Annotated in this window: 21 protein-coding genes; 11 read left to right on the top strand and 10 right to left on the bottom strand. The window is 70.9% G+C overall.

The window, feature by feature from the left end; all coding sequences use genetic code 11:
- Positions 1-31: 31 nt before the first annotated feature.
- On the bottom strand, positions 32-385 hold the full coding sequence (locus tag ABZ070_RS00725; protein ID WP_356628394.1) for a cupin domain-containing protein: 354 nt from the start codon (positions 383-385) through the stop codon (positions 32-34).
- 364 nt (positions 386-749) lie between these two features.
- Between ABZ070_RS00725 and ABZ070_RS00720 the strand changes: the two genes are divergently transcribed.
- The 3 genes from ABZ070_RS00720 (at position 750) to ABZ070_RS00710 (ending at position 6,779) form a co-directional block, all read left to right on the top strand.
- The gene (locus tag ABZ070_RS00720) at positions 750-1,061 is read left to right on the top strand and encodes a trypco2 family protein (RefSeq protein WP_356628392.1); all 312 of its coding nucleotides are present in this window, start codon (positions 750-752) and stop codon (positions 1,059-1,061) included.
- 13 nt (positions 1,062-1,074) lie between these two features.
- Positions 1,075-5,544 carry a tetratricopeptide repeat-containing serine protease family protein gene (locus ABZ070_RS00715; protein ID WP_356628390.1) on the top strand — a complete coding sequence of 1,490 codons (4,470 nt, stop codon included), beginning with the start codon at positions 1,075-1,077 and terminating at the stop codon, positions 5,542-5,544.
- Between the two features lie 227 nt (positions 5,545-5,771).
- Positions 5,772-6,779: a SchA/CurD-like domain-containing protein gene (locus tag ABZ070_RS00710; protein WP_356628388.1), complete on the top strand. Its 1,008-nt coding sequence runs from the start codon at positions 5,772-5,774 to the stop codon at positions 6,777-6,779.
- 43 nt (positions 6,780-6,822) lie between these two features.
- On the opposite strand, the gene tgmB is transcribed toward ABZ070_RS00710, so the two are convergent.
- The 4 genes from tgmB to ABZ070_RS00690 form a co-directional block, all read right to left on the bottom strand.
- Positions 6,823-7,752, bottom strand: coding sequence for an ATP-grasp ribosomal peptide maturase (gene tgmB / locus ABZ070_RS00705; protein ID WP_356628386.1), 930 nt, complete (start codon positions 7,750-7,752; stop codon positions 6,823-6,825).
- A gap of 13 nt (positions 7,753-7,765) precedes the next feature.
- Complete coding sequence (gene tgmA, locus ABZ070_RS00700; RefSeq protein ID WP_356628384.1) at positions 7,766-7,957, bottom strand: putative ATP-grasp-modified RiPP; 192 nt, start codon at positions 7,955-7,957, stop codon at positions 7,766-7,768.
- 510 nt (positions 7,958-8,467) lie between these two features.
- Positions 8,468-10,057 carry a glycerol-3-phosphate dehydrogenase/oxidase gene (locus tag ABZ070_RS00695; RefSeq protein WP_356628382.1) on the bottom strand — a complete coding sequence of 530 codons (1,590 nt, stop codon included), beginning with the start codon at positions 10,055-10,057 and terminating at the stop codon, positions 8,468-8,470.
- Entirely contained in the window at positions 10,054-10,653 is a 600-nt protein-coding gene (locus ABZ070_RS00690; RefSeq protein WP_356628380.1) for a TetR/AcrR family transcriptional regulator, read from the bottom strand. The genes ABZ070_RS00695 and ABZ070_RS00690 overlap by 4 nt, the downstream gene beginning before the upstream one ends.
- 73 nt (positions 10,654-10,726) lie before the next feature.
- Here ABZ070_RS00690 and ABZ070_RS00685 point away from each other — a divergent pair, with 73 nt between their 5' ends.
- The 3 genes from ABZ070_RS00685 (at position 10,727) to ABZ070_RS00675 (ending at position 14,571) form a co-directional block, all read left to right on the top strand.
- Entirely contained in the window at positions 10,727-12,322 is a 1,596-nt protein-coding gene (locus tag ABZ070_RS00685; protein WP_356628378.1) for an FAD-binding oxidoreductase, read from the top strand.
- Positions 12,323-12,350: 28 nt separating this feature from the next.
- The gene (locus tag ABZ070_RS00680) at positions 12,351-13,232 is read left to right on the top strand and encodes a diacylglycerol kinase family protein (protein ID WP_356628376.1); all 882 of its coding nucleotides are present in this window, start codon (positions 12,351-12,353) and stop codon (positions 13,230-13,232) included.
- Positions 13,233-13,401: 169 nt separating this feature from the next.
- Positions 13,402-14,571, top strand: coding sequence for an aromatic acid exporter family protein (locus ABZ070_RS00675; protein WP_356628374.1), 1,170 nt, complete (start codon positions 13,402-13,404; stop codon positions 14,569-14,571).
- Positions 14,572-14,593: 22 nt separating this feature from the next.
- On the opposite strand, the gene ABZ070_RS00670 is transcribed toward ABZ070_RS00675, so the two are convergent.
- Both ABZ070_RS00670 and ABZ070_RS00665 read right to left on the bottom strand, forming a co-directional pair.
- Entirely contained in the window at positions 14,594-15,040 is a 447-nt protein-coding gene (locus ABZ070_RS00670; RefSeq protein ID WP_356628372.1) for a VOC family protein, read from the bottom strand.
- Between the two features lie 58 nt (positions 15,041-15,098).
- Positions 15,099-15,512, bottom strand: a complete 414-nt coding sequence (locus ABZ070_RS00665) for a helix-turn-helix transcriptional regulator (protein ID WP_356628557.1) — start codon at positions 15,510-15,512, stop codon at positions 15,099-15,101.
- A 235-nt stretch (positions 15,513-15,747) separates the two neighbouring features.
- On the opposite strand from ABZ070_RS00665, the gene ABZ070_RS00660 reads away from it, so the two are divergent.
- Entirely contained in the window at positions 15,748-16,497 is a 750-nt protein-coding gene (locus ABZ070_RS00660; protein WP_356628555.1) for a class E sortase, read from the top strand.
- 105 nt (positions 16,498-16,602) lie between these two features.
- Here ABZ070_RS00660 and ABZ070_RS00655 read toward each other — a convergent pair whose 3' ends face one another.
- Together ABZ070_RS00655 and ABZ070_RS00650 are read right to left on the bottom strand one after the other, a co-directional pair.
- Positions 16,603-18,828, bottom strand: coding sequence for a catalase (locus ABZ070_RS00655; protein WP_356628370.1), 2,226 nt, complete (start codon positions 18,826-18,828; stop codon positions 16,603-16,605).
- Positions 18,829-18,991: 163 nt separating this feature from the next.
- On the bottom strand, positions 18,992-19,777 hold the full coding sequence (locus ABZ070_RS00650; protein WP_356628368.1) for an SDR family oxidoreductase: 786 nt from the start codon (positions 19,775-19,777) through the stop codon (positions 18,992-18,994).
- Between the two features lie 241 nt (positions 19,778-20,018).
- Here ABZ070_RS00650 and ABZ070_RS00645 point away from each other — a divergent pair, with 241 nt between their 5' ends.
- From ABZ070_RS00645 to ABZ070_RS00635, 3 genes are all read left to right on the top strand, one after another.
- Entirely contained in the window at positions 20,019-21,029 is a 1,011-nt protein-coding gene (locus tag ABZ070_RS00645) for a LacI family DNA-binding transcriptional regulator (RefSeq protein WP_356628366.1), read from the top strand.
- A gap of 61 nt (positions 21,030-21,090) precedes the next feature.
- Positions 21,091-21,561 carry an RpiB/LacA/LacB family sugar-phosphate isomerase gene (locus ABZ070_RS00640; protein WP_356628364.1) on the top strand — a complete coding sequence of 157 codons (471 nt, stop codon included), beginning with the start codon at positions 21,091-21,093 and terminating at the stop codon, positions 21,559-21,561.
- Between the two features lie 243 nt (positions 21,562-21,804).
- Positions 21,805-23,175, top strand: coding sequence for an MFS transporter (locus ABZ070_RS00635; RefSeq protein WP_356628362.1), 1,371 nt, complete (start codon positions 21,805-21,807; stop codon positions 23,173-23,175).
- An 86-nt stretch (positions 23,176-23,261) separates the two neighbouring features.
- Here ABZ070_RS00635 and ABZ070_RS00630 read toward each other — a convergent pair whose 3' ends face one another.
- Positions 23,262-23,711 carry a GNAT family N-acetyltransferase gene (locus ABZ070_RS00630; protein WP_356628553.1) on the bottom strand — a complete coding sequence of 150 codons (450 nt, stop codon included), beginning with the start codon at positions 23,709-23,711 and terminating at the stop codon, positions 23,262-23,264.
- Between the two features lie 491 nt (positions 23,712-24,202).
- Here ABZ070_RS00630 and ABZ070_RS00625 point away from each other — a divergent pair, with 491 nt between their 5' ends.
- A complete protein-coding gene (locus ABZ070_RS00625; protein WP_356628360.1) occupies positions 24,203-24,727 on the top strand; it encodes a transglycosylase SLT domain-containing protein in 525 nt (174 codons plus the stop codon).
- Positions 24,728-24,904: the final 177 nt, after the last annotated feature.

The following is a 24,904-nucleotide window of genomic DNA, read 5'->3' as shown; positions in this document are numbered from 1 at the left end:
GCTTCGCACGGCGGCCTGAAGAGGGCCGGGCTCAGCTCAGAGTGATGTGGTACGCCTTGCGCAACGTCTCATGGACCGTCCACGTCGTCCGATCCCCGGCGCGCAGTACGCAGGCGTCCCCCGGCCCGACGTCGAAGGTGGAGCCGCCCTCGACGTCGATCGTGGCGCGGCCGCTGACCACCACGAAGAGCTCGTTCGCCTCGGTGTCGGTGACCACCCCCGGAGTGATCTGCCAGATGCCGCGGATCTGCGTACCGTCGGGGGATTCCCACAGCACTGTCCCCGACACTTCGGGTGTGCCCGCCACGATCTGCGCCGGATCGAGCGGGTCGGGCTCGAGGTCCGCATCGGGGACGTGCACGGCGAAGCTGCTGAACTCGGTCATGAGCCGACGCTAGGGGATGCCGCGTCGGCGGCCCATGGCCAGAGTGTCGCGTGTGCCGTGCCCGTGAACGACGATACGTCGACCGGACACCGCCGCCCGGCCGGGCCCGTAAGCCACCTCGTCGGGACCGGTCAGGCATCACATCACCACCGAGCGTCACGGTGACGTGACGCCGAGTCCGGCGAGCGGGCGGCGGGGGTCGCGGAGACCGGCGGCGATCTTGACGTGGCCTGCGTGCCGCAGGTCGTCAGCGACTACCTGACCCGACATCAAGCCTGCTGTGCCACTGATGACTTGGCCCTGCGGGCTGCGCCCCCTCGGCTATCATGCTGCCCACGCTCAAGGACGAGGGGACACGGGGTCGATGACACACGAGTGGGTGGAGCTGTCTGCGGCGATCCAGGTGCTGCGGGAGCAGTTGCTGACCGCCAAGGCCGCCGGCGAGGACAGCGAGGTGTCCTTCGCCGTCGGCAAGGTGGAGGTCGAACTGGGTCTGGAGGCCAGGCGTTCCGGGGGCGGCGGGGGCAAGCTCCAGTTCGGCGTGTTCGCCCTCGAAGGAAAGGGCGAGTACTCCTCCGGGACGACGCACAGGTTGCGGCTCGAACTGCTGCCCAGGGACGGCGAAGGAAGGACCCTGGAGATCAAGGGCCGGGTGAACGAACTCCCTACCCGCTGACCGGGGCCCCGGCATGGACACGGCCCTGATCGCCGAGGTCTACGCGACGACCGGTGACAGCCCCTGGAACTGTGGTTCCGCCTACGGCGTGGGACCACGCCTGCTGCTGACGGCGGCCCATGTGGTGCTGGTCGACGGCGCACCGGCCCGCACGGTACAGGTCCGTTTGCTCAACACCCTCGACTACATCGAGTGCACCGTCGCCTGGTACCGCTACGACCAGAATCTCGATGTCGCACTCCTGCGCGTCAGCGATCCCGAACAGAGCCTGCCGTCCCGGTGCAAGGCTGTCCGCTGGGGCCGGCTGGTGACCTCGGCGATCAACACACCGGTGACCGCCGTGGGGTTCCCCGACGTGCAGCGGCACTCGGACGGATTCCGCGACACGGAGCAGCTCAGTGGCCGGGTCAGCCCGCTCACCGGTGTCAAGGCCGGCTGGTACGCGGTGGCCGTCGACGATCCGCCGACGCGGGTGGAAGCGAGCAGCACTCCCTGGCATGGGATGTCGGGCGCGGCGCTGTTCGCCGACGGGCTTCTCGTCGGCGTCGTCGCCGGTGACCAGGGAGGGTTTTCCAGCCGCCGGCTGACGGCCGTGCCCATCGCCTCGCCCGCCGCCGACCCGGAGTTCCGCTCGCTGCTGAAGGCCGATACCGGCCGGGCGTGCGTTGTCGAACCGGCGGATCTCCGGCGGTTGTTCGCGGAGCGGCCGAGGGCCGATTCACCGGCAGCACTGCTGCGCGCGGATGTGGAGGTGGTGCCGTTCCACGGCCGCGCGGACCTCCTGGCGTCGCTGGAGAGCTGGTGCCTCGAACCCGGATCCTTCTCCACGCGGCTGCTCGTAGGCGGCGGTGGCGAGGGCAAGACGCGGTTCGGCGTGGAACTCTGCCATCGCCTCCGTGCCCAGGGCTGGGTCGCGGGCCGGCTCGCCGAGGATGCGCCCGCCGAGACGCTGAAGGCGCTCGAGCAGCTGTCCCACCCCCTGCTGCTGGTCGTCGACTACGCCGAGACCAGGAAGGAGGAACTGCACGCACTGGCGAGCCACTTGGGGCACCCGATGCACCCGGTGAGGCTGCTGCTCCTCGCCCGGTCGGCAGGCGACTGGCTGGCACAGTTGGCCATGTCGCCGAACCTGTCGTCGCTGGTGGCCGTGCCGGTCGAGCACCTGAAGCCACTGGAGGTCACCCCGGCAGGCCGTGTCGCCGTGTGGCGGGGCGCTGTCGGCTCACTGGCGGACGCACTCTCGTCTCTGTCCGACTACCGGGATGTGCCCTGGCGGACCGTACGCGACGAGGTGGCCCTGCGGCCGGCCCTCGGAACGGGCGGTACCGACGACCGCTCGGTGCTGGCCCTGCACATGAACGCCCTTGCCGCCCTGCTGGAGGCGGGCAGTCCACTGGCCTCGCCTACGACACGCACGGAGGACGTGCTGCTCCTGCACGAACAGCATTACTGGGAGAAGGCGGCGAAGACCCGCGGCCTGACACTTCTGACCACGACGCGACGGCATGCAGTCGCCTCGGCGTCGGCGTGGAGCGCCACCGACGAGACGGAGGCACTGCTCGTACTGGGCAGGGTGCTCGGCCTGCGGGACCTGGGGGAGGACCGCAGCGTCGAGGCCGCCCGATGGATCAGCGATCTGTACCGGACGTCCAGTCACTTCTGGGCGACGTTGCAGCCGGACCGACTCGGCGAACACCTCATCGGCGCCGTGCTCGAGCAGCAGCCGCAGCTGCTCCATGATGCGGCGAACGTGGCGACCGGACGGCAGATCAACCATCTGCTCACCGTGCTGGCCCGGGCGGAGGTGCGTCATCGCCATGTGGCCGACGTGCTCGCCGACCTGATCAAGGGCCATGTGGCACGGTTCGGTGTCGCCGCAGTCACGGTGATCGCTGAGACCGAGAACCCGGGGCCGCTGGTGAGTGCGGTCGACGGCGTACTCGCCGAGCCGGACGCCCTTTCGCTGGACATGCTGGAGGCGCTGCTCGAGGCCGTCCCGCGATCCACGGAGCGATTGGTGCGCCAGGGGACGGTGATTGCGGAGCTGATCGCCGGCCGCTGCCGTCTGGCGGCCGAATCAGGCGCCCTGGGCGACTCGTACCGGTACGCCCGGTCCCTCGAAGCACTGGCGAGCCGCTTGGCCTGGGAGGGCCGTCGGGCCGAGGCCGTGACGTCGATGAAGGACGCGGTGCTGCTCTACCGAGGTCTGGTCGCGGTGGACCCGCAGACCTACGAGCCCGACCTCGCGGAGGCTCTGGCGGGCCTCGCGAACCGGTATGCGGACCGGGACCGGAAGAGGCGGGTGTCCCAGGGCGATGCGAAGCGAGCCGCCCAAGCCGTCAGCGAGGCAGTGGAGCACGCGGAACGACTGGCCACGTCGGACCCGGAAGCACATACGTCACGACTCGCCCGTTACCTCGTCAGCCATGCCAACAGGCTCGCCGACCTGCGGCAGTACGGGCGAGCGATCGCTCAGGTGGAACGAGCCGTAGCCATGCACGCGCGGTTGGTCGGAGCGGATGCCGAGGCCTATCTGGCGGACTCGCTGCTGACTTTGTCCAAACGTCTGCTCGACCTCGGGCAGCACCATGAGGCGTTGATCGTGGTCCAGCGTGCCGTCGGCATCCGTCGGCAGCTGTTCGAACAGGCGGCAGACCCCGCGTCGGAAACGGCAGTGGCGCTGACCCGTGCGCTCGGCCGGCTGGCGATCGTACTCGACGGCTGCGGGGACGCCGAGGGGGCGCTGAGGGCTTCCGAGCAAGCGGCGCAGGTCGCACGCGACCTCGCTGACGCGCGACCGGACGGGAACCTGTCGGTGCTGGCGGAGTGCCTCATGGCTGTCGCCCGGCGCTGGACCGTCCTGGGCCGGGAGGACGAGGCGAGCAGCAGCCGTGAGCAGGCGGTGGAGATCTGGCGACGGCTCGCGAGGATGAATCCGTCACGCTACCGCCCCCGTCTGGAACGGGAGCTGTTCCTCTCCGCCTCCTCGTCAGGCACCAAGGCGCCTTCGCCTGCGGCACTGGCTCGCCTGGAGGAGGCTGTGGAGGTCTGCCGTCAGCTGTATGCCACAGAATCCAAGTACGGTCTGCGTCTGGCCGACTCGGAGACCATGCTCAGCAAGTGGTACGCCGAGACAGGCAGAGGGGACGACGCGCTGAGGGTCCTGCGCAGCGCCATGGTCACGCGCCGACAACTCGCTGACGAGAAGCCGGCGAGTTCTCTGGAGATCTACGCGACGAATCTGGTGAGGCTGGCACGCCAGGAGGCCGGGCTGGGACACGTCCGTGAGGCGCTCCAGACGTATCAGGAAGCCTGCGCGACCTTTGCCCGGACGAAGGCGGCCGCACGGGAACCGGAGCTGGTGGCGCGGGCACAGGCCATGGAGTCCGAAGCGAAGGAGCACGTCGGGACCGGCCGGGAGGAGAACGCGTTCACCGCGTATGAGCAGGCCGTCACCGCGTACGGGCAGGCACTGACCGCGCCGACCGACCCGGAGCTGGTCTCGCAGGCCCCGCAACTGCTCAGGCGGGCGCACACGCTGGCCGCGGCGGGACGGGAGGAGGAAGCACTCCCTGTGTTCGTACGGGCGGCGGACGCGTACGGAAAACTCGCCGAGCGCGATGTCACCCGGTACGTCGGGCAGCTCGTTGGTGCGCTGAACACGGCTGCCAAACGCCTGGGCCATGCGGAGCGGCACGAAGAGGCGCTGGCCATGCTCGAACGCGTGACGGCGGCGTATCAGCGTGCGGCCGCTGCGGACCCGGCACGCTACACACTGCTCTACACCCGCTCTCTGGTGCCCTTGGCCAAAAAGCTCATGAGCGTCGGCCGCGAGGACGCGCGAGCCGTGCTGGACAGAGCGCTCGATGTGTACCGGACCATGGATCACACGGTGCCGGTGAACCAGCTGAACCACGCCCAGGCCCTCAAGACGCAGTCCACATTTCTGGAAGCAACGGGCGAGAGCGAGAAATCCCTGGCGGTGCTGCGCCAGGCGGCGGCCATCTACCGGAATCTGGCGGGGAGCGACACCGAGGCGTACTTGAGCCAGTACGCGCAAGTCGTCGCCGCAGTCGCAGGGCGGCTGCGTGCGGCGGGCAGCCTCGATGACGCCTTGGCCTGTCAGCAGGAGGCGGTGGAGAGCTACCAAAGGCTCGCCAACCTCATGCCGGTCAAGTACGCAGCGCACTGTGCGACGTCCCAGGTGCAGGTCGCCCTGTGGCTCAGCGAGGGAGGGCGGGAGGCGGAGGTGATGCCGGCCCTGATGGAGTCCGTTCTTGTCTGGCGGCGGCTCAAAGCGCCCGTGGCACGTACCCAGCAGGTACAGCTGGCTCACTTCCTGGAGCATCTGGCCGGGCAACTTGCCGAGGTCGGCCGGGGCCGCTTGGCCGAGGAAGTGGTGCGGCGCAGCGGTCCCTTCTGGGCACAGCTGGCCGAGGCAGACCCCGGCGGCAACCCGGGCATTCCGCTCAGCACTCGATGATGTGATCAAACCGGGCAGCCCCACAGGCAGTGTCCGTTGTGCCGCACCGCGGGGTGCTCGGCTTGCGTGTACGGGTGCTCCCTCGGATGGATCACTCCCCTCGCATCATCGATACGGCCCGACAAGAATCGGCGGCACCCTCAGTTTTCCGCAACGGGCCGAAAAGGCAGCAGGCCGGCGTTTCCTGTGCCCGGCGGAACCATCGGAATGGATGAAGGCAGGAGCGCATGACTATCGCAGCCTCTGACCGCGTGTCGATTTCGTCGTTCGACGGTGCCATGCTCAGGGTCGTACTCCTGATGGATCTGCACGAAGGTACCGAGCCGCAGTTTCTCGCAGCGTACGACCAGCTGTGCGACCAGGTGGCGTCCGTACCAGGCCACATCAGCGACCAGTTGTGCCAGTCGATCGAGAATCCCTCGCAGTGGCTCATCACCAGTGAATGGCAGAGCGCTGTGCCCTTCCTGTCCTGGGTGAACAGCGAAGAGCACCTCGAGATGGTCAAACCGCTGAGCGTCTGCGCCCGCAGCACGAGGTCCTTCCGGTACAGCGTCCTGCGTGAAACGGGAACGGTCCACGTCGCCCCGCGCCGGCTGGGCAGGCTCCAGACGGCGCCGCGCGCGAGTGACGGCCTGGTCCGGTCAGCGCTCACCTTCACGGTGAAGCCCGGCAGCGAGCAGGACGTGGCGGACATCCTGGCGGACTACGCGTCACCGCAGGCCCGCGTGGACGCGCACACGCGACTGCACCGCACCTCGCTCTTCATGCACGGAAACCGCGTCGTACGCACCATCGAGGTCCAGGGCGACCTGATGACGGCCCTGCAGCACGTCGCGCGGCAGCCGGAGGTACGGGCCGTGGAGGAGGCCATCAACCCGTATCTCGAGGTCGAGCGGGATCTCGACGACCCGGAGTCCGCCCGCATGTTCTTCATGCGCGCCGCACTGCCGACCGTGCACCACGTCATGGCCGACCGGCCGGACGAGGTGGGCATCCGGCGGATGGCGGTGATCCACCAGGTCGAGCCGGGGCAGGGGATGGGGGCGGCCCGTGCGCTGGCCGAGGCCGACGAGGCGGAGGCCGACCGGCCGGGCAGCCTGGTGGCCGCCAGCACCATCTTCCAGCGGGACAACATCGTCGTCCGTCTGCTCGACGTGCGCGGCGAGCTCGAGGAACCCGTCAGCGGCAGGGTCATGCGTCTCGTCACGGACCGGCACGCCTCTGCCGTGTCCTGACAGGTCCCCTCGGCCGCAAGGACGGTCCTCGAGGCCGGCCTCTTCACACCGCTTCCGCGCCCAGCCAGGATGCGACCGCCCGGGCGATCGGGAGGCCGGTCTCCAGTTCCACGAAACCGAACTGGCCGCCCTGGTTGCACTCCAGGAACCACCACTGCCCCGTGGAGTCCTCGGCGAAGTCGAAGGCCCCGTAAGCGAGTTCGGCGTGCTTCTTGTAGGTCTCGACGGCCCGGGCGATCTGCGGGGGCGTCTCCACGGGCTGCCACTCGTGGCCGGTGTCCCCGTAACGGCCGTCGACCTGCCCCGGTTCCGCCGCCTTGCGTGCCGCGAAGTGCTGGTCGCCGACGCTGGTCAGCCGGATGTCGGCGCGCTTGGCTATGTAGCGCTGCAGCAGCGTGGGCGCTGCGGCGACACCGGAGAAGTCGGCGTCCGGGGGGACGAGTGTGGTGGGCAGCGCCATCGGCGGGTTGCCCGGCGACTTGCCGGAGACCGACTTGACGACAACATGCCGGTACTGCTCGGCGAACTGACGGGCCATCGTCGGATGAGTCGTGACAAGGGTTGCGGGCACGGCGAAGCCGCTGAGGTGCGCGATGCGCAACTGCCAGGGCTTGCGGCGCGCCCTGGCGGCCGCGCTGGGATGGTTCATCCATCGCGCACTCGTGCTGTCGAGCATTCCGTACAGGGCGTGGGAGCTCTCGACAGTCAGCCAGTCGGACGGTTCCGCGGCGTGCGCCGCAGGCTCCCCGGGCCTGCGGATCCAGACGGACCGCAGGCCCTCCATGCTCGCCACACGGCCGCCGCTCGACAGATAGCCGCGGAACTCCCCCCGTACGTACTCCGCCGACATCGCCCCGCCGCCGGGGAGTTCAGCAGGGTCGAACCGCACCAGCGGGACGCCCTGTTCGTGGAGCTCCGCCACCACCATGTCGGCGGTGACATCGCCTTCGCATGTGAGTACCAGCACCGTCACGTCGCACAGCCGGTCAGTCGTCGAAGTGGGTGGCGGAGCCGGCCTTCGAGGTCGTCGTGCCGGCCGCGGCGAGCAGTGCCCTGTCCATGATGGCGGGGCGGCCGTCGGCCAGAACGTTCAACTGCAGTGCGGCGTCGTACGCATAGGGGGCGATGTCCGCCGCCGGATCGGCAGGGCGAGCGTAGTTCCACGCGAACGGTTTCATGTCAGTTCCTCCCCTGCCCGTGCGAGCGTGCCCGGGCTTCTCATGTGACAGTACGTGGCTACGACGTAGTGGTTTCAGTACGTACCGTGACCATGTGAATCCTGTTTACAACGGCTCCCCCGATGGAGGGCGGGTCGGAAAACAGCTCCTCGAGACTGCTCTCCGTTGCCTTCCGGCGCCGTCGAGACAGACGCGCCATCAGCCCTACGGGTTTCAAGCTCTGGCCTTAACGTGACCCAGGCGACACACCAAACCGCAGGATTGCGGGACATCACGGGAACGGGCGGGCCGGGCGGATGTGTCGGCGCGGAACGAGGGGAGCCACGAGGAATCGGGATGGCGGGGAACGGCGCCGGCGAGGTGACCCTGCGCCTGTCGTTCTTCGACCTGGAGCACGGCATCGGGGAGGAGGCCGTGCACGACGCCCCCGACCGGAGCCTGCCGCCGCTCGGCGAGCAGGCTCCGGGTCGAGGGCGTCGCGGGCCGAGCGCCATGGCGGGAGCCGTGGCGTCAGACGGTGCAGCGGTCCAGCGCCTCGCGGGCCACGGACCGAGCCGCCCGGCGGTCCTCGTCGACGAGGCCGATGCGCGTGCGACGGTCCAGGACGTCCGACTCGTCGAGGGCGCCCTCGTGCCGTACTGCCCACACCAGTTCGGCCCCGGTGACGGGGTGCCCCTCGACGACCGGACGGCCCAGGGCGGGGTCGGCGAGGCCGAGGGCGTGGACCGCGGGGGCCTCGGCCCCGTAGCGGCGGACCAGGCGCCGCGGCGCGTCCAGCCGCGCGAGCGTGCTCGCGGAGGCAGCGCCGACCAGGGGCACGGCGGCCGTACGGCAGGGGCCGGCGGTCAGGCAGCCGGACACGAGGGCCGCGTCGACGGCGTCCTCGGCCATCCGCCGGTACGTGGTGAGCTTGCCGCCGACGACGGTGACCACCCCTTCCGGTGAGGTGAGCACCGCGTGCCGGCGGGAGATGTCCGCCGTACGTCCCTGACCGGCGGCGCCGTCCGGACCCGCCGCGCGGGTGTCCAGGAGGGGCCGGAGTCCGGCGAAGGCACCCACCACGTCCTGGCGGCCCAGGGGTACGTCGAGGGCGGAGCCGAGGACGTCGAGGAGGAAGCCGATGTCGGTCTCCGGCACCTCGGGCACGTCGGGGACCTCGCCCTCGACCGGCTCGTCGGTGAGTCCCACGTAGACCCGGCCGTCGCCCTGCGGCAGGACGAGGACGAACCGGTTGGACTCGCCGGGGATGGGGATGTGCATGCCGGTGGTGAGGCTGCCCAGATCCTGCGAGCGCAGGACGAGATGGGTCCCTCGTGAGGGCCGCAGGCGGACGTCGTCGACCAGCCCGCCCGCCCACACCCCTGCGGCGTTGATGACGGTGCGGGCCCGGATGTCCAGCTCGTCGCCCGTCACCTCGTCGCGGACCCGGGCGCCGTTGCCTCTCAGGGCGAGTGCACGGGTACGGGTGAGGATGCGGGCCCCGTGGGCCGCGGCGGTCCGTGCGACAGCGGTCACCAGGCGGGCGTCGTCGGTGAGTTGGCCGTCCCAGGAGAGCAGCCCGCCGCGCAGGCCGGTCGGCCGCAGCACAGGGGCCATGTGCCGGGTCTCCACGGCGGAGAGCGCGCGGGGCGCGGGCAGCGCGGTGCGCGAGGTGCGGGCACAGGCGCGCAGCACGTCCCCGGCCCGAAAGCCCGCCCAGGCCAGTGCGGCCTGACCGCGGGAGACGAGGGGGGTGAGCGGGAGGACGAAGGGCTGGGCCCGCACCAGATGGGGGGCGGTGCGCTGCATGAGGATGCCCCGTTCGACGGCGCTCTCGTGCGCGACGTCCAGGTGTCCGGTCGCGAGGTAGCGCAGTCCGCCGTGGATGAGCTTGGAGCTCCACCGCGAGGTGCCGAAGGCCAGGTCGTGTGCGTCGATCGCGGCGACGCTGAGGCCGCGCGAGGCGGCGTCGAGGGCGGCGCCCGCGCCGGTGGCCCCGAGGCCTACGACGAGGACGTCGACCTCGGTTCCTTCGGCGAGTTCGGCGAGCTCCCGGCTGCGGCGTGCCGTGTTCAGCGAGGAGGTGGCGGGAGTGGCGGCCGGCCTGTCCGGGCTGCTCATGGTGCGAGGGTCCTCTCCAGGATGATCCGCAGTTCGTCGAGGAAGGCGGCTTCGGTGAGTTCGGGGTCGGCCTCATCGGTCATCGTGCGCAGCGAGAGCGTGCAGGACTGCACGACGAGCAGCAGCGAGCGGGCCTGGCGGTCGGTGTGGATGCGGCGGACGGACCCGTCGTCGTGGCCCTCCTCCAGTCCGCCGGTGATGAGTCCCAGCAGCGCGTCCTGGCTGGCGCCCCGGCGGTCGAGGACGTAGGGCAGCAGCAGTTCGGGGTCCACGTCGATGATCTTGTGGAAGAGCGGATGGGCCCGGAAGGCGGCGACTCCTGCGACCAGTCCGTCGACGAGCCGTGTCCTGGCGGGGGTGCCGGGATCGTGCTCGGGCATGGCCCCGACGGCGAGGGCGATCCACTCCCGCGTCATCAGGTCGCCGACCAGGGTGCGCACGTCGGGCCAGCGGCGGTACAGCGTCATACGGGAGACCCCGGCGCGCCGGGCGATGTCGGTGAGGGTCGTCCTGCGTACACCGACGGCCAGGACGCAGTCGCGTGCGGCGTCGAGGACGGTGTCTCCGTCCGAATGGTTGTGACGAATGGGCGTCATCTGTCACAGTGTAATGCCAGTGCAGGCCGCGCGGCAGTGCGCCCCGCGAACCGACGGTGAGGAAACAGCCCAAGTGGACATGTTGTGGAGCGGCTGGGGCGACCCGGCCAAGGCGGCCCCGCTGCCGGACACGGTGATCGGCCTGCTGCGCGATCTGCTCGGTGTGACGCCGCGCGCCGGCGCACCGGCCTCGCTCGACTCGATCGAGGTCCCCGCCTCCGAGCTGCCCGGCGCGGTACGCGAGGCGCTCGCCGCGTGCGTGGGCGACGCGGCCCATGTGCGCACCGACGCGGAGAGCCGTATCCGCCACACCCGTGGCAAGTCGACACCCGACCTGCTGCGCATCCGGGCCGGCGAGGTCGACGACGTCCCCGCGGCCGTGGTGCTGCCGGGCAGCCACGACGAAGTGGTGGCCGTGCTGCGCGTCTGCGCGGAACACGGGGTGGCCGTCGTCCCCTTCGGCGGCGGCACGTCCGTCGTCGGCGGCCTGGCGCCCGAGGGCAAGCGCTGCTTCATCGCCCTCGACCTGCGCAGGCTGGACGCCCTGCTCGCCCTCGACGAGGTCTCCCGCACGGCGACCCTGCAGCCGGGGCTGCGTGCGCCCGAGTGCGAACGGCTGCTCGACGAGCAGGGCTTCACCCTGGGGCACTTCCCGCAGTCGTACGAGTGGGCGTCGGTCGGAGGTTTCGCCGCGGCCCGCTCCAGCGGCCAGGCGTCGGCCGGTTACGGCCGTTTCGACGAGATGGTGCTCGGTCTCACCGTCGCCACGCCCGAAGGGACGCTGGAGCTCGGCCGCGCGCCGCGCTCTGCGGCAGGCCCCGATCTGAGGCAGCTGATCCTCGGCTCGGAGGGCGCACTCGGCGTGATCACCTCCGTCACCGTACGGATCAGGCCGCGGCCGGCGGCCAAGGTCTACGAGGGCTGGCGCTTCCCGTCCTTCGAGGCCGGGGCCGCCGCCCTGCGCAGGCTCGCGCAGGACGGCCCGCGGCCGACCGTGCTGCGGCTGTCGGACGAGACCGAGACCTTCATCGGCCTGGCGCAGCCGGACCGGATCGGCAGTTCGCAGGCGCAGCCGCCGGCCGGCTGCATGGCGATCGCCGGTTACGAGGGCACCGAAGAGGACAACGCCGACCGCCGGGCGCATGCCCGGGAGGTGCTGCTCGCCTGCGGCGGTGAGTACGTCGGTGAGGAGCCGGGCGACCGCTGGGCGCACGGCCGCTACAACGCGCCGTACCTGCGTGACGCGCTGCTCGACGCCGGCGCGTTCGCCGAGACCCTGGAGACGGCCGGCTTCTGGTCGGCCCTGCCCGGCCTCTACGACTCCGTGCGGCAGGCGCTCACGACCACGCTGACCGAGGCCGGCACGCCGCCCCTGGTGATGTGCCACATCTCCCACGTGTACGAGAACGGCGCGTCGCTGTACTTCACGGTGGTCTCGGCCCAGGGCGAAGACGCTGTCGCCCACTGGGCACCCGCCAAGCGAGCGGCCAACGACGCGATCGTGGCCTCGGGCGGCACCATCAGCCACCATCACGGCGTTGGCACGGACCACCGTGACTGGTACGCCGAGGAGATCGGCCCCGTCGGGGTCCGTATCCTGCAGGCTCTCAAGGCCGAGCTCGACCCCGCCGGGGTACTCAACCCCGGCGTCCTCATCCCCGTCCGCTGACCGGCCCCAGCCTTCCGGAGGCGTATTCATGCGACAGTTCACCGCCGTCGTCAACCCCGCCGCGGGCGGGTCGAGCGGCACGGCGGCCCTGCTTCCGCTGGCCCGCGCCCTGAGGGAGGCCGGGGCGCAGCTCGATACGAAGTACAGCCGCAGCCTGGAACACGCACGGGAGGTGGCCCGGCAGGCGGGCGGGCAGGGCCATGTCGTGCTCGCCGTGGGCGGGGACGGGATAGCCGGCTGCGTGGGCGGGGCCCTCAGCGGCACCGACGCCGTCTTCGGCCTGGTCCCCGCCGGGCGGGGCAACGACTTCGCCCGCGCACTCGGCCTGCCGTCCCGGCCCGAAGCCCTCGCCGAGCTGCTGCTGGGCGGCTCCCCCAGGCCGGTCGACACCATCGAGGTCACCTCCGCCGTCCATGACGCGACGTCCGTGCTCGGCAGCGTGTACGCGGGCGTGGACGCGGTGGCCAACCGGCACGCCAACACCTCCCGGCTGCTGCGGGGCGCCGCCTCGTACTACGCGGGCGGCCTGCGGGCCGTGCTGGCGTGGCGGCCCGCCGCGTACCGCCTCACCATCGACGGAGCCGAGTACGAACGGCGCGGCTACACGGTCGTGGCGGCCAACTCCGGCTTCTACGGCTTCGGCCGCAACATCGCGCCGGGTGCACGGGTCGACGACGGCCTCTTGGACGTCGTTGTGATACGGCACGCCCCCAAGCGGCTGTTCTTCACGATGATGAACGAGCTCAAGACGGGCGCTCACCTCGAACGGCCCGAGGTGGAGATCCTGCGCGGCAAGGAGGTGCGCATCGAAGCGGACCGTCCCGTCCCCTACGGCGCGGACGGCGAGGTCGACGCATCGCTCCCGGTGACGGCGCGGGTCCAACCAGGCGCGCTCAACGTGATCTGGTGACCTGCCGGGCCGGGCCGCTGCCGCCCGCCCCTGCTCCCCCGACCTCACCGCTTCCGACGATTCATCGCCCGTTCACGGCTCACCATGCGTTGGGCGCGGCCACCGGGGCACCCGCCGTACCGACCGCCCCGACAGGCGGTCGATACGGCGGATGACGGGGAGGTTGCAGGTGGCCGTGGCATGGTGGCGGCGCGCCGGGTGGGAACTGTCGGCGGTCGCGGCGTCCGTGCGCCGGGCCCTGACGACATCAGGGCCCGAACGCGACCTGGCTGTCCAGTCGCTCAAGGCCGCCGGAGCCGCGATCCTGGCCTGGGCGCTGGTGGGGTGGTGGTGGCAGGCGCCGATGGCACTGATGGCTCCCTGGACGGCCGTGGTCCTCGTGCAGAGCACCGTCTACCGCTCCCTGCGCGCCGGAGTCCAGCAGCTTGTCGTCATCGGCGTCGGCACCGTGCTCGCGGCCGGTGCCGCCGCGCTGACCGGCAACACGATGGCGGCGATGGCACTCGCCCTGCCGCTGACCGTGTTGCTCGGGAACTACCCCCGCTTCGGTGACCAGGGCATCTACGCCCCCACGACGGCAGTCTTCGTGCTGGCCTACAGCTCGTTCTCCGGTACCGCCGTCTTTCACCGCCTCTTCGAGGCGCTGGTGGGGGCGGTGATCGGAATCGGTGTGAACGCGCTGATCCTGCCGCCCGTCCACCTGCGCGACGTGCGCGACAGCCTGGACCGGCTCGGCCGTGACAGCGCGGCGCTGCTGCGCGACATGGCGCAGGACGTGGAGAACGGCTACGCCCGGGCGAGCGCCGAGCAGTGGTACGAGCGTGCCTGGCGGCTCGCCGGCCCGCTCCAGGGACTGCACGACGCACGTATGTGGACGGACGAGAGTCACCGCTTCAACCCGGGGCGCCGTCTGCGGCGCGCGCCCGAAGCGCCGCCACGCGACTGGGACTCCCACTGGTACCAGGTGACCGACCATCTCGAGTCGGTCACCGGGATGCTGGTCGACACGGCCGGCGACTGGCGCAGGCTCGCCGCGCCGCCGGAACACGTGCTCGGCTGCCTGCCTGAGCTGTTCCGTGCGACGGCGGACGTGTGCGAGGCGGACCGGGCCGCGATCACCTCGTCCCGGCCCGACGGCGATGCGCGGGGCAGGGCGATGGAGCGCGCCTGGGAGAGCCACCGCCGACTCAAGGCCCAGATGCTGGACCACCATCACGATCAGGATCACGAGATCGCGACAGCGGTCGGCGGGCTGGTGGCGCAGACACAGCAGCTGCTCTACGTCCTCGATGCCGGGCGGGACCTCGGTGCCGGACGGGACGCGGCCCACCCGGCGTGACGAGGCCCGTCCGGCGTGCCCGTCAGCAGGCCCAGTCCTTGTCGAGATCGAGGTCGCCCTGTCGCCGCTGGGTGAACGAGAACCAGTTGCCCGAGTCGTCGCGGAAGATCGCCTCCGTGCCGTAGGGGCGTTCCTGCGGCTCCTGCAGGAACTCGACGCCGCGAGCCTTGAGCTTCTCGTAGTCGCCGTGGATGTCGTCCGTGGTCAGGACGCCCGCGCCGAGAATGCCCTTGGATACGAGGGTCTTCATGGCCGCGGCCGACTCGGGGTCCATCGAAGGAGCGCCCGGCACCATCAGCGTCAGTTCGACATCGGGCTGGTCCTTGGCGCCCACGGTCACCCAGCGCATGCCGCCCTCGCCCATCGTCATGTCCGTGCGTACCTCGAGGCCGAGCTTCTCGGTGTAGAACTCCTTGGCCCGGTCCTGGTCCAGCACCCAGACGGTGGAAATGGCGAGGCCCTTGATCATGTCGTGCTCCTGGAAGGTGTGGTGTTCTCCGGCTCTGCCACCGTAGGCGGCGGCTGCCTCAGCATGCTTCTTCAGAATTGCGGGGCTCGGCGGAACCCACGTCCTGCCCGGCAGACGGACGCGCAGGTGAGAAGCCGCCGGCCCAGAGCATCGCGTAGCAACCCGGGATGAGCGCGGCGCCGGCGCCGACATGCCGGGAGCGGTAGTCGCTCGGCGAGAGACCGGTCTGCTTCTTGAAGCGGGCGGAGAAGGTCCCCAGGCTGCTGAATCCGACGAGCGTGCAGATCTCGGTGACGGACAGATTGGCGGTGCGCAGCATCTCCTCGGCCCGCTCGACCCTGCGCCGCGAGAGGTACTGGCCGGGTGTCTGCCCGTACACCGCCTTGAAGGCCCGCACGAAGTGGTAGCGGGAGTATCCGGCGTGGGCGGCGATCGCGTCGAGGTCGAGCGGCTCGGCCCAGTCGCGGTCCATCGCGTCCTTGGCCAGTCGCAGCTGCCGGATGTGGGCCAGATTCGTCACGTTTCCATGCTGGCACGGGGCACTGACAGCGGGGTGCGACGGTGATCGGCAGGGGTGCGGGGGTGGGCGGGCATTGACCAGGATGGGAACGTCTGCTCGGATTATGCTGTTTTCACGCATCCTGCTCCTGGCCGAGTCGACTCGACCAGGACCGAAGGAGCGTCCCGGCTACGGATTCCGGCTGCTCATGATCCCTTCCCGTGTGGTTCTCCCCGCTGTCGCGGGCATTCTCGGCATCCTCCTCGCGGGCTGCGCCGGCGCCTCTGCCGAGGGGTCCGCCTCCGTTCCCGCCGCGTCGCCCGCCTCCGCGCCGGCGCCGCCGCGCACCACGGACCCGGCCACCGCCCCGTCGCAGACCGCCGCCGGCGCGTCCGGGCCCGGCGTAGGCGTGTCTTCGGAGCCCGCGGCACGCAGGGCCGACCCACGGACCGAGACGGCCGTGCTGTCCATACCGTCGATCGGGCTCACGGATCTGCGTGTCGTCCCGTACGAGGGCACGACGGACGACTGGCCGGGAACCCTGATCCAGAACCGCGGCGTAGCCGCCAGCCCGTACGGTGACCAAGGCGGTGTCGGGCCGGGCGAGATCGGCAACTACCTGGTCACGGCCCATCGCCTGTCGGCCGGAGGGCCGCTGCGCGACCTGCCGTCCGTCGGCAAGGGCGACTCCGTGTTCGTCGCCGCGGGCGGTTCCGTGTACGAGTACGTGATCACAGAGACCCGGCAGACGTCCTTCCGTTCCGAGCGCTCGCTCGCGGAGCAGCGGGCGCCGGTGCCCGGCCGTCCCGGCGAGCGGCCCACCAAGGCGATGATCACGATCTCGACCTGCGCGACGCCGGAGGACGACGCGGCCGGCAATTTCTGGCGTGACGCCAAGGGCAATCCCGAGCACCGCATCGACAAGATCGGTGTGCTGCGGGACGTGTCCGAGCGGTAGAGCACCGAGGACCCGTACAGCCGTCGATGGGCATACGCACGGACGACGCCACCGGCCGGGGCCCGTGAGGCGGCGCCCCGGCCGGTGGGTGGCGTGGCGGTCCGGTCAGCCCGCGTCGAAGCGGTCCCAGACCCTGTGCCTGCCGAGCAGCCGGGTGATCCCCTGCAGTGCGCTTTCGCCGCTGTCGCCGCTCACCACCCCGGGCGCGTCGGCCGGCACGCCCGCCGCCTCGAGGACCCGGTCGGCGCCGGCCCATCCACCGATGGCCTTGCCGTGCCGGAAGGCCTCGGACAGCATCAGCAGCACCCTCGGGTCCACCCCCGCATTCCGCCCTGCCGAATCCCCCGCTTTGGCGTCCCGGGCGCCGAGCGCATCGGCCGCCGGGGCCGGGGCCCCTGCGAGCAGCAGGGCGTCGAACTCGATCGAGCGGGCTGTGGCAAAGGTGCGCTGCACGACAACGCGCTCTCCCCCGGTCCCGAGCTCCCCTCCGGCCGGCGCGACCACCAGCGGGACCATGCCTGCCTCGAGCACGGCACGGCGCACGGCGCGTACGCCGTGGAGGTCGCAGCCGGCGTCGGCGACGATGCCGATGACGCGGCCGTCCAGCGGCCACTCACGCCCGATCTGCGACAGGGCCGGGCTGGGTTCGACGTTCGAGAGCGCTTCCTTCGCCTCGGGCGCGGGCAGACCGAGGCCGGCGGCGACCCCGGCGCACAGCTCGGGGTCGATGTTGGCGAGGACGCGCAGCCCTCGTTCCTTGATGGCCTGCTCGTAGCACTTGCCCAATTCGAAGGAATAGGCGGCGATGATGTGCTCGCGTTCCACGGGCGACATGCTGAGCCAGAAGCGCCGGGGCTGGCTGAAGTGGTCGGCGAAGGAATCCGGCGCCTGGCGGACCTTCTTGGCCGCCGGGATGTCGCGGGGCACCTCGATGTACGCACCCGTGTCCGGGCCGGCCTGGAAGGGGCAGCCTCCGTCGAGCGAGTTGGGCCGGTACGGGGCGGTTCCGCGGTGCACGGCCGTCTGGTGCATGCCGTCACGCAGCATGTCGTTGACGGGCGCGTGGGTGCGGTTGACGGGGATCTGGGCGAAGTTCGGGCCACCGAGCCGGCTGATCTGGGTGTCGAGGTACGAGAAGAGCCGCCCGGCCAGCAGCGGGTCGTCCGTGACGTCGATGCCCGGGACGAGATGGCCGGGGTGGAAGGCCACCTGCTCGGTCTCGGCGAAGAAGTTCGACGGGTTGGCGTTCAGGGTCAACAGGCCGATCGGCTGCACCGGCGCCATTTCCTCGGGAACGATGTTCGTCGGGTCGAGAAGGTCGATGCCCTCGAATGTCTGCTCGGCATTGTCGGGGAAGGTCTGAACGCCCAGTTCCCACTGCGGGCAGGCGCCCGCCTCGATGGCGTCGGCGAGGTCACGGCGGTGGAAGTCCGGGTCCATACCGCTCGTGATCTGCGCCTCCTCCCACACGAGGGAGTGGACGCCCAGCTTCGGCTTCCAGTGAAACTTGACCAGGGTGGTTGCCCCTTCGGCGTTGACCAGCCGGAAGGTGTGGACGCCGAAACCCTCCATCATGCGGAACGAGCGGGGGATGCCGCGGTCGGACATGTTCCACAGCGTGTGGTGGGTGGCTTCCGTGTGCAGGGTGACGAAGTCCCAGAAGGTGTCGTGGGCACTCTGCGCCTGTGGGATCTCACGGTCCGGGTGCGGTTTGCCGGCGTGGATGACGTCCGGGAATTTGATCGCGTCCTGGATGAAGAACACCGGGATGTTGTTGCCGACGAGGTCGAACGTGCCCTCGCTCGTATAGAACTTGGTCGCGAACCCTCGGGTGTCGCGGACGGTGTCCGCCGAACCGCGCGATCCCAGCACGGTCGAGAAACGCACGAAGACCGGGGTCTCCACGTCCTTGCGCAGGAATGCCGCCTTGGTGATCTGCGCGGCGCTGCCGTAGCCCTTGAACACACCGTGCGCGGCGGCCCCGCGCGCGTGGACGACGCGCTCGGGAATGCGCTCGTGGTCGAAATGCGTGATCTTCTCGCGCAGATGGTGGTCCTGCAGCAGGACCGGACCGCGACTTCCGGCCTTCAGGGAGTGGTCGCTGTCGGGAAGCCGCGCACCCTGCGCGGTCGTGAGGTACGCGCCGCCCTGGGCGAGGGCTGCCGGGACGGCTCCGGTTTCCTGCCCCGTCGGGCTCACGCTCGCAGGCCCGCTCTGATCCGGCTTGGGCGGCAGCGGGTCGCGTGGTTCGGTCGGCTCCTCGACGGCCGGCGGCTGCGGCGCCGGCCTGCCGGGGATGCCGTCCTCGGGGCCGGAGTCGTTCCGGTTCATTCATCCTCCACGGATTCGGGCGGCGGGCGGCGGAAGCAGTGCTTCCGCCTCGGGCACACCCAGCCGATTCTTCTGCCGCGACCGGCCGGGAGCAGCCTGAGTACCCCCATCCCGGTGGGTGAAGCAGACCGGGGCGGGCCTCCCGTGATGCGGTCGGCGCCGGCTACATTCCGCCCGCCACACGAAGGATCGCGCCGGTCGCGTACGACGCGTCGTCGGAGAGCAGCCATGCGACGGCTCCCGCGATTTCCTGCGGCTCTCCGGCGCGGCCCATGGGGACGTTGACGGCGACCTTCGAGGGACGCTCCGGGTCCTCGTGGAAATCGGTCCACACCGTGCCCGGTGCGACACAGTTGACGCGGATGCCGTCGGCGGCGACTTCCTTGGACAGGCCGGTCGTCATGGCGTCGACGGCGGCCTTGGTGGCCGCGTAGTGGACGTACTGGCCGGGGCTGCCGAGGGTGGCCGCGGCGGAGGAGATGTTGACGATGGCACCCCCGCCGCCGGACCGGGTCATGTCGCGCACCGCACGGCGGGCGCAGAGCAGGTACCCCCAGACGTTGATCTCCAGGGCGCGGCGCATGCCGTCCGCGTCGGCGTCGGCGAGGCGGCCGTTGGGGCCGCTGATACCCGCGTTGTTCACCAGGCCGGTCACGACGCCGAGCTCTGCGGCGCTGTCGAAGAGGCGGTCGACCGAGGCCTCGTCGGCGGTGTCGACCTGGACGGCGAGGGACCGGCGGCCGGCCGCGCGCACGGCCTCGGCCACGTCGTGCGCGGCGGACATGTCGGTCCGGTAGCCGATCACGACGTCATGACCCTCGGCTGCGAGGCGGGCACAGACCGCGGCGCCGATGCCGCGGCTGCCACCGGTGACGATGGTGAGGTGCTGGGACACGTGGTCTCCGATCACGGGGCGGGCGAGGCGTTCCGACTCTAGAACGCCGCGCATTGGACACGCGCCTGCCGGGCCCTGGGCCCGAGGGAGTGCGTGTCCGGCGCGTGCCGGGCCGACGGTCGCAGCTGGAAGAGCTGGGACGGCGTGCACTCAAGTGCGCCCGTCACACCCCTTGACGCATGGGACGGTCGTCATCCATGATCCCGCTGGAAACGATTCCATGGAATCGTTTCCGCCCACTCCACCCATCCCCGCCCGGCCGGCCTCAGTGCGGAGCCGTGCCCGAAAGGCACCCATGGACACCAGCGTGACCATCAAGGACGTGGCAGCCCGCGCGGGCGTGTCCGTGGGAACCGCGTCGCGCGTGCTCTCCGGCAGCCCGGCCACCTCCGCCTCGGCTCGCGAGCGGGTCAACCAGGCCGCCACGGAACTCGGTTACCGGCCCGACGCCCGCGCCCGCGGCCTGCGGTCGGCCCGCAGCCATGCCGTCGGACTGCTCGTCTCCGACGTGCGCAACCCCTTCTTCGCCGATGTCGCCCACGGAGCCGAACAAGCGGCACTCGCCTCCTCCTACGTGACCCTGCTCGCCAACGCCAATGAGGACACGGCACAGCAGGACACCTACCTGGAGGCGTTCCTCACCCAACGGGTCGACGGCATCATCATCGCCCCGCAGGGTGCAGGCAGCGGCAACCTGCGAGCGCTGGAACAGGGCCGTACCCCGCTCGTGTTCGTCGACCGGACCGTCGAAGGATTCGACGTGCCCAGCGTGACGGCGGACAACGCGCAGGGGGTCGACCTCGCGGTGGCCCACCTCGCCGCCCAGGGACACACCCGCGTCGGGTACATCGGGGGGCCTCCGTCCGTGTCGACCGGACGCGCGCGCCACGACGCGTTCCTCGCCGCCGTGGCACGGCACGGCCTCGACCAGGATCCGGAACTCATCGCCGTCGGCGACTTCCGCAGTGCGAGCGGCAGCGCGTCGGCCGCGGCGCTCCTCGCGACGGACCGTCCCCCCACAGCCCTGCTGGCCGCCGACAGTCTCATGGCGGTCGGCGCCCTGGGCGAGGTACGGCGCAGGGGCCTGCGCATCGGAACGGATCTGGCTCTAATCGCCTTCGACGACATCGAGTGGTTCGGGGAGATCGATCCGCCCCTGACCGTGGTGGCCCACGACGCACGCGCCCTCGGAGAACGGGCGATGCGGCTCCTGCTGGAGGTCATCGAAGGCGGCACGGGTGAGTCCGTGGTGCTCCCGATGCGGCTCGTGGTGCGGGAGTCCTCGACCGGGCGGCCCACCGACTGACCGCCCGTCCCCGGAGGTTCGGGGATTCCCACCGCCTCACACTTCGTCAGAAAGGACTGCCATGCGTATCGCGCTCGGCAACGACCACGCGGGCCTCGGGCTCAAGGACCATGTGCACCAGGTGCTGCTCCGCCTCGGGCACGAGGTGATCGACCGGGGCGTCGGCACCGACACGCCCGTCGACTTCCCGGACGTCACCTTCGCCACCTGCGACGCCGTGCGCAAGGGCGAGGCGGACCGGGCCGTGCTGGTGTGCGGCACCGGCGCAGGCGCCCTGATGGCGGCCAACAAGATCGCCGGAATCCGGTGCGGTCTGGGCCATGACGTCTACTCCGCCCACCAGGCCGTCGAACACGATGACGCCAACGCCCTCGCCATGGGCGCCTGGCTGATCGGCCCCGGGACGGCGACCGAAGTGCTGGAGGCGTTCCTCGGAGCGACGTTCGACAACGACGACGACACCGTGCGGCGCGTCGCCAAGCTCCACGAGCTCGAACTGCGGTCCGCGCGCGAGCTCGCCGACCGGCTCTGACCGCCCGCGCCGCGCACCGCCCACCCGGTCCTCGTTTCCCCCACCGCATGCATCCCCGTCTGCGGTTTCCACCGCTCCGAGCCGCCCCGCGACGCACCTCCGTCCCCGTTTCCCCTCCCACGAAAGCACCCCCGCCCCCGTCCCCTCCGCGAAAGCCCCCCGCTCCCCGAGAACCGGCCGTCTCCCCGTGGCCGGCGAGCTGAACCGTCCCCCGCGCATACCGCCATCAAAGGAGATCCCGGCATGAGCGCGCTCAGCACATCCTCCGCGCCGGACGCCCGACCCGGCCGCATCAAGACCGCACTCGCCTCGGCAGCAGGCACCTGTGTGGAGAACTACGACTTCGTCGCGTACGGAACCGCAGCCGCCCTCTACTTCGGCGACGCGTTCTTCCCCGACTCCGACCCGGTGGTCGGCACCCTCCTGGCCTTCGTCACGCTCGGCGTCGGCTTCCTCATGCGACCCGTCGGCGGAGCCCTCGGCGGCTACCTCGGCGACCGGCACGGACGTAAGCCCGTGCTCGTCGGCGCGCTGCTCACCATGGGCGTCGCCACTGTCATGATCGGCCTGCTCCCCACGTACCAGCAGGTCGGCGTGGTCGCCCCGGCCCTGCTCGTCGCGATCCGCTGTGTGCAGGGCCTCGCGTTCGGCGCCGAGTGGGGCGGAGCGGTGATGATGACGTACGAGCACGCCCCCCGCAGGCGCCGTGGTCTGTACGCGGCGATACCGCAGGCCGGCAACCCGCTCGGCATCGCGCTGGCCAACGTCGCCTTTCTGCTGTCCGCCTCCCTCGACGGCGACTGGGCGTGGCGCCTGCCGTTCCTGGCCAGCTCCCTGCTGATCGTGGTCGGGCTCGTCGTCCGGATGAAGCTCAGCGAGTCGCCGGAGTTCGAGACGGCCAAGGCCGAGGGCGGCACGGTGCGCAATCCGCTCGCCGCTGTGCTCCGCGACGACTGGCGCAACATCCTCCGCATCATCGCCCTGCGTGTGGTCGAGTCCTGCGCCTACTACCTCACCGCGACGTACCTGCTGTCGTACATCACGGACCGCGACCCCGACGACCGCAGCGTCGCACTCGCCGGCGTTGTCATCGCGAGCCTGCTGGCCGTCGCCACCACGGTCCTGTCCGGTGCACTGACCGACCGTGTCGGACGCCGGCCGGTCTATCTGGTCGGCTGCCTGCTCGCGGTGGCCTTCGGCATCCCGATGTACATGATGGCCAACACCGGGGCCCCGGCTCTGATCGTGCTCGTCTTCCTCATCGCCATCGGCGTCATCCACGCAGCCCTGACGGGCACTCAGGCGGCCTGGTTCGCCGAGCTGTTCCGCACCGGCACCCGCACCTCGGGAGCCTCCCTGGGGTACCAGACCGCCGCATCGGTGGCCGGCTTCGCACCGTTCATCGCCGTGCTGCTCGCCGACTCCTTCGGGTGGTGGGGTCCAGCCGGCTTCTACGTCGGCGTGGCCGTCATCGGCCTCGTGGGCGTGCTCATGACGCGCGAGACGTGGGGCCCCGCGCAGCGGGCGGTCCCCGACGCCGGGACGGTCACGGCTCTCGACGGCCTGCCCGCCCAGCAGGGCTCTCGGAGCGAGATGCCCCAGAAGCGTCCCTGACGCGGCGGAGGCAAGCAGCAGACGGGGGCGGCGGGACCTACTCGGTCCCGCCGCCCCCGTCTGCTGCCTCCGGCAAGGGGTCACGTTCAGGAGGATGCCGCGCCCGGCTGTCGCACCATGTAGACGTCGATCGGGTCCTCGGTCTCCACAGTGAATCCGTGGCGCTCGTACAGCCGCCGGGCGGCACTGCCCTGCAGGACGTTCAGACGGACGGGCGAGCCGTCGGTATCGGTCCGGTCCAGCAGTGTCCGCAGGACGGCCGAACCGAGCCCCCGTCCCTGGACCTCCGGGGCCAGATAGAAGTGCTCCAGCCACTGCCCGCCGTCGGCCGGACGCAGTGCGACGCATCCCGCGAAGGCGCCGGCGGCCAGGACGACCGACGTGTGCCGCGGGGAGAAGGAATCCCGAAGCCGCTGCCGGACCCGATGCTCGTCGAACCGACCCAACCGCTCCAGGTCCGGGCGCATCACCACGGCCCGCAGCTCCGCGATCGCCTCGACGTCCGCCGCCCCGGCGGGCCGCACGGCCCATTCCATGGGCCGGTCCGCCTGTATCCCGTCTGCCTTCGTACGCGTATCCACGGCCGGATCATGCCATTGGCCCGAAGACGGACACCGTTGTTCGTCGGCCAGCGCTCGGGGGCGGGCACGGAGCGTGAGGACCGTCGACCGTTGAGTCAGGTGAATACCCCCGAAGGGCGTCGTGGCTGTGATGCCCCGCATAGGGCCCACGTCACGTCCTAGGGGAGGTAGTAGACCGAGCAGCCCTCGATCCGGCACCAGGGCGTACCGGCCGGACCATTTCGGGCAATTGCTCTGTAGTCGGGTAGTACGTCACATCCTTGCGCTCCCCTCGAAGCGCCCCTAAACATGGCTGTCGTCCGGGGAGCCCGGCGCAGGGCCGGACAGCAGAACGAGTCCGCTCGACCGCTCCGGCCGCCAGGTGGAGATCTTCTCCGCCTATGCCGCACCGCATCACCGCATTCGGTCGGCATCCCCATGTCGTCTTCAGATGGAGTTACCCCCGTATGACCGCCACCGCCAAGAACACCAGCAGCCGCATCGCCCGATTCCGCAAGCTCTCCGTCGCGGGGATAGCCACCGCGGGTGCCGCAGCAGCGGCGCTCACCCTGGCGCCGTCGGCCGCCCAGGCTGCACCGGTGTCGGCCAACGTCGCGGCGGCGCAGGTGTCGGCGGCGGACGCTCCGGCGAAGAAGGCGAAGAAGCAGTACGCCGACAACCTCGACGGCTGGATCAAGGAAGCCCTGGACATCATGAAGTCCAAGGACATCCCCGGCAGCTACGAGGGCCTGCACCGCAACATCATGCGTGAGTCCTCCGGCAACCCGAACGCCCAGAACAACTGGGATGTGAACGCGCAGAACGGCACGCCGTCGAAGGGCCTGCTCCAGGTCATCCAGCCGACGTTCGACGCCTACCACGTGGCCGGCACCCCGCACGACCTGACCGACCCGGTCGCCAACATCACCGCGGCCGCCAACTACGCGGCCGACAAGTACGGCTCGATCGACAACGTCGACTCCGCCTACTGATCTTCCTCCTCCCCGGCCCGAGGAGCGCCCCGCTCGGCCGAGCGCACCTCGCTCGGTCCGTCCCGGGCCGCGCAAGGCCCCGGCCCCCACCCGACCGCAGGCCGCGCGCTCTGACCACTGCGCTCACGCTCGCCCAGGTCGGCATTCTGGTGTTGCCCCTGCGGGCGGGCAAGGTCC

Origin of the sequence: Streptomyces sp. NPDC006283 (genome assembly GCF_040613325.1) — a bacterium.
In the GTDB taxonomy this organism is placed as follows: Bacteria; Actinomycetota; Actinomycetes; order Streptomycetales; family Streptomycetaceae; genus Streptomyces.
This window is presented reverse-complemented; position numbering and strand designations above follow the sequence as displayed.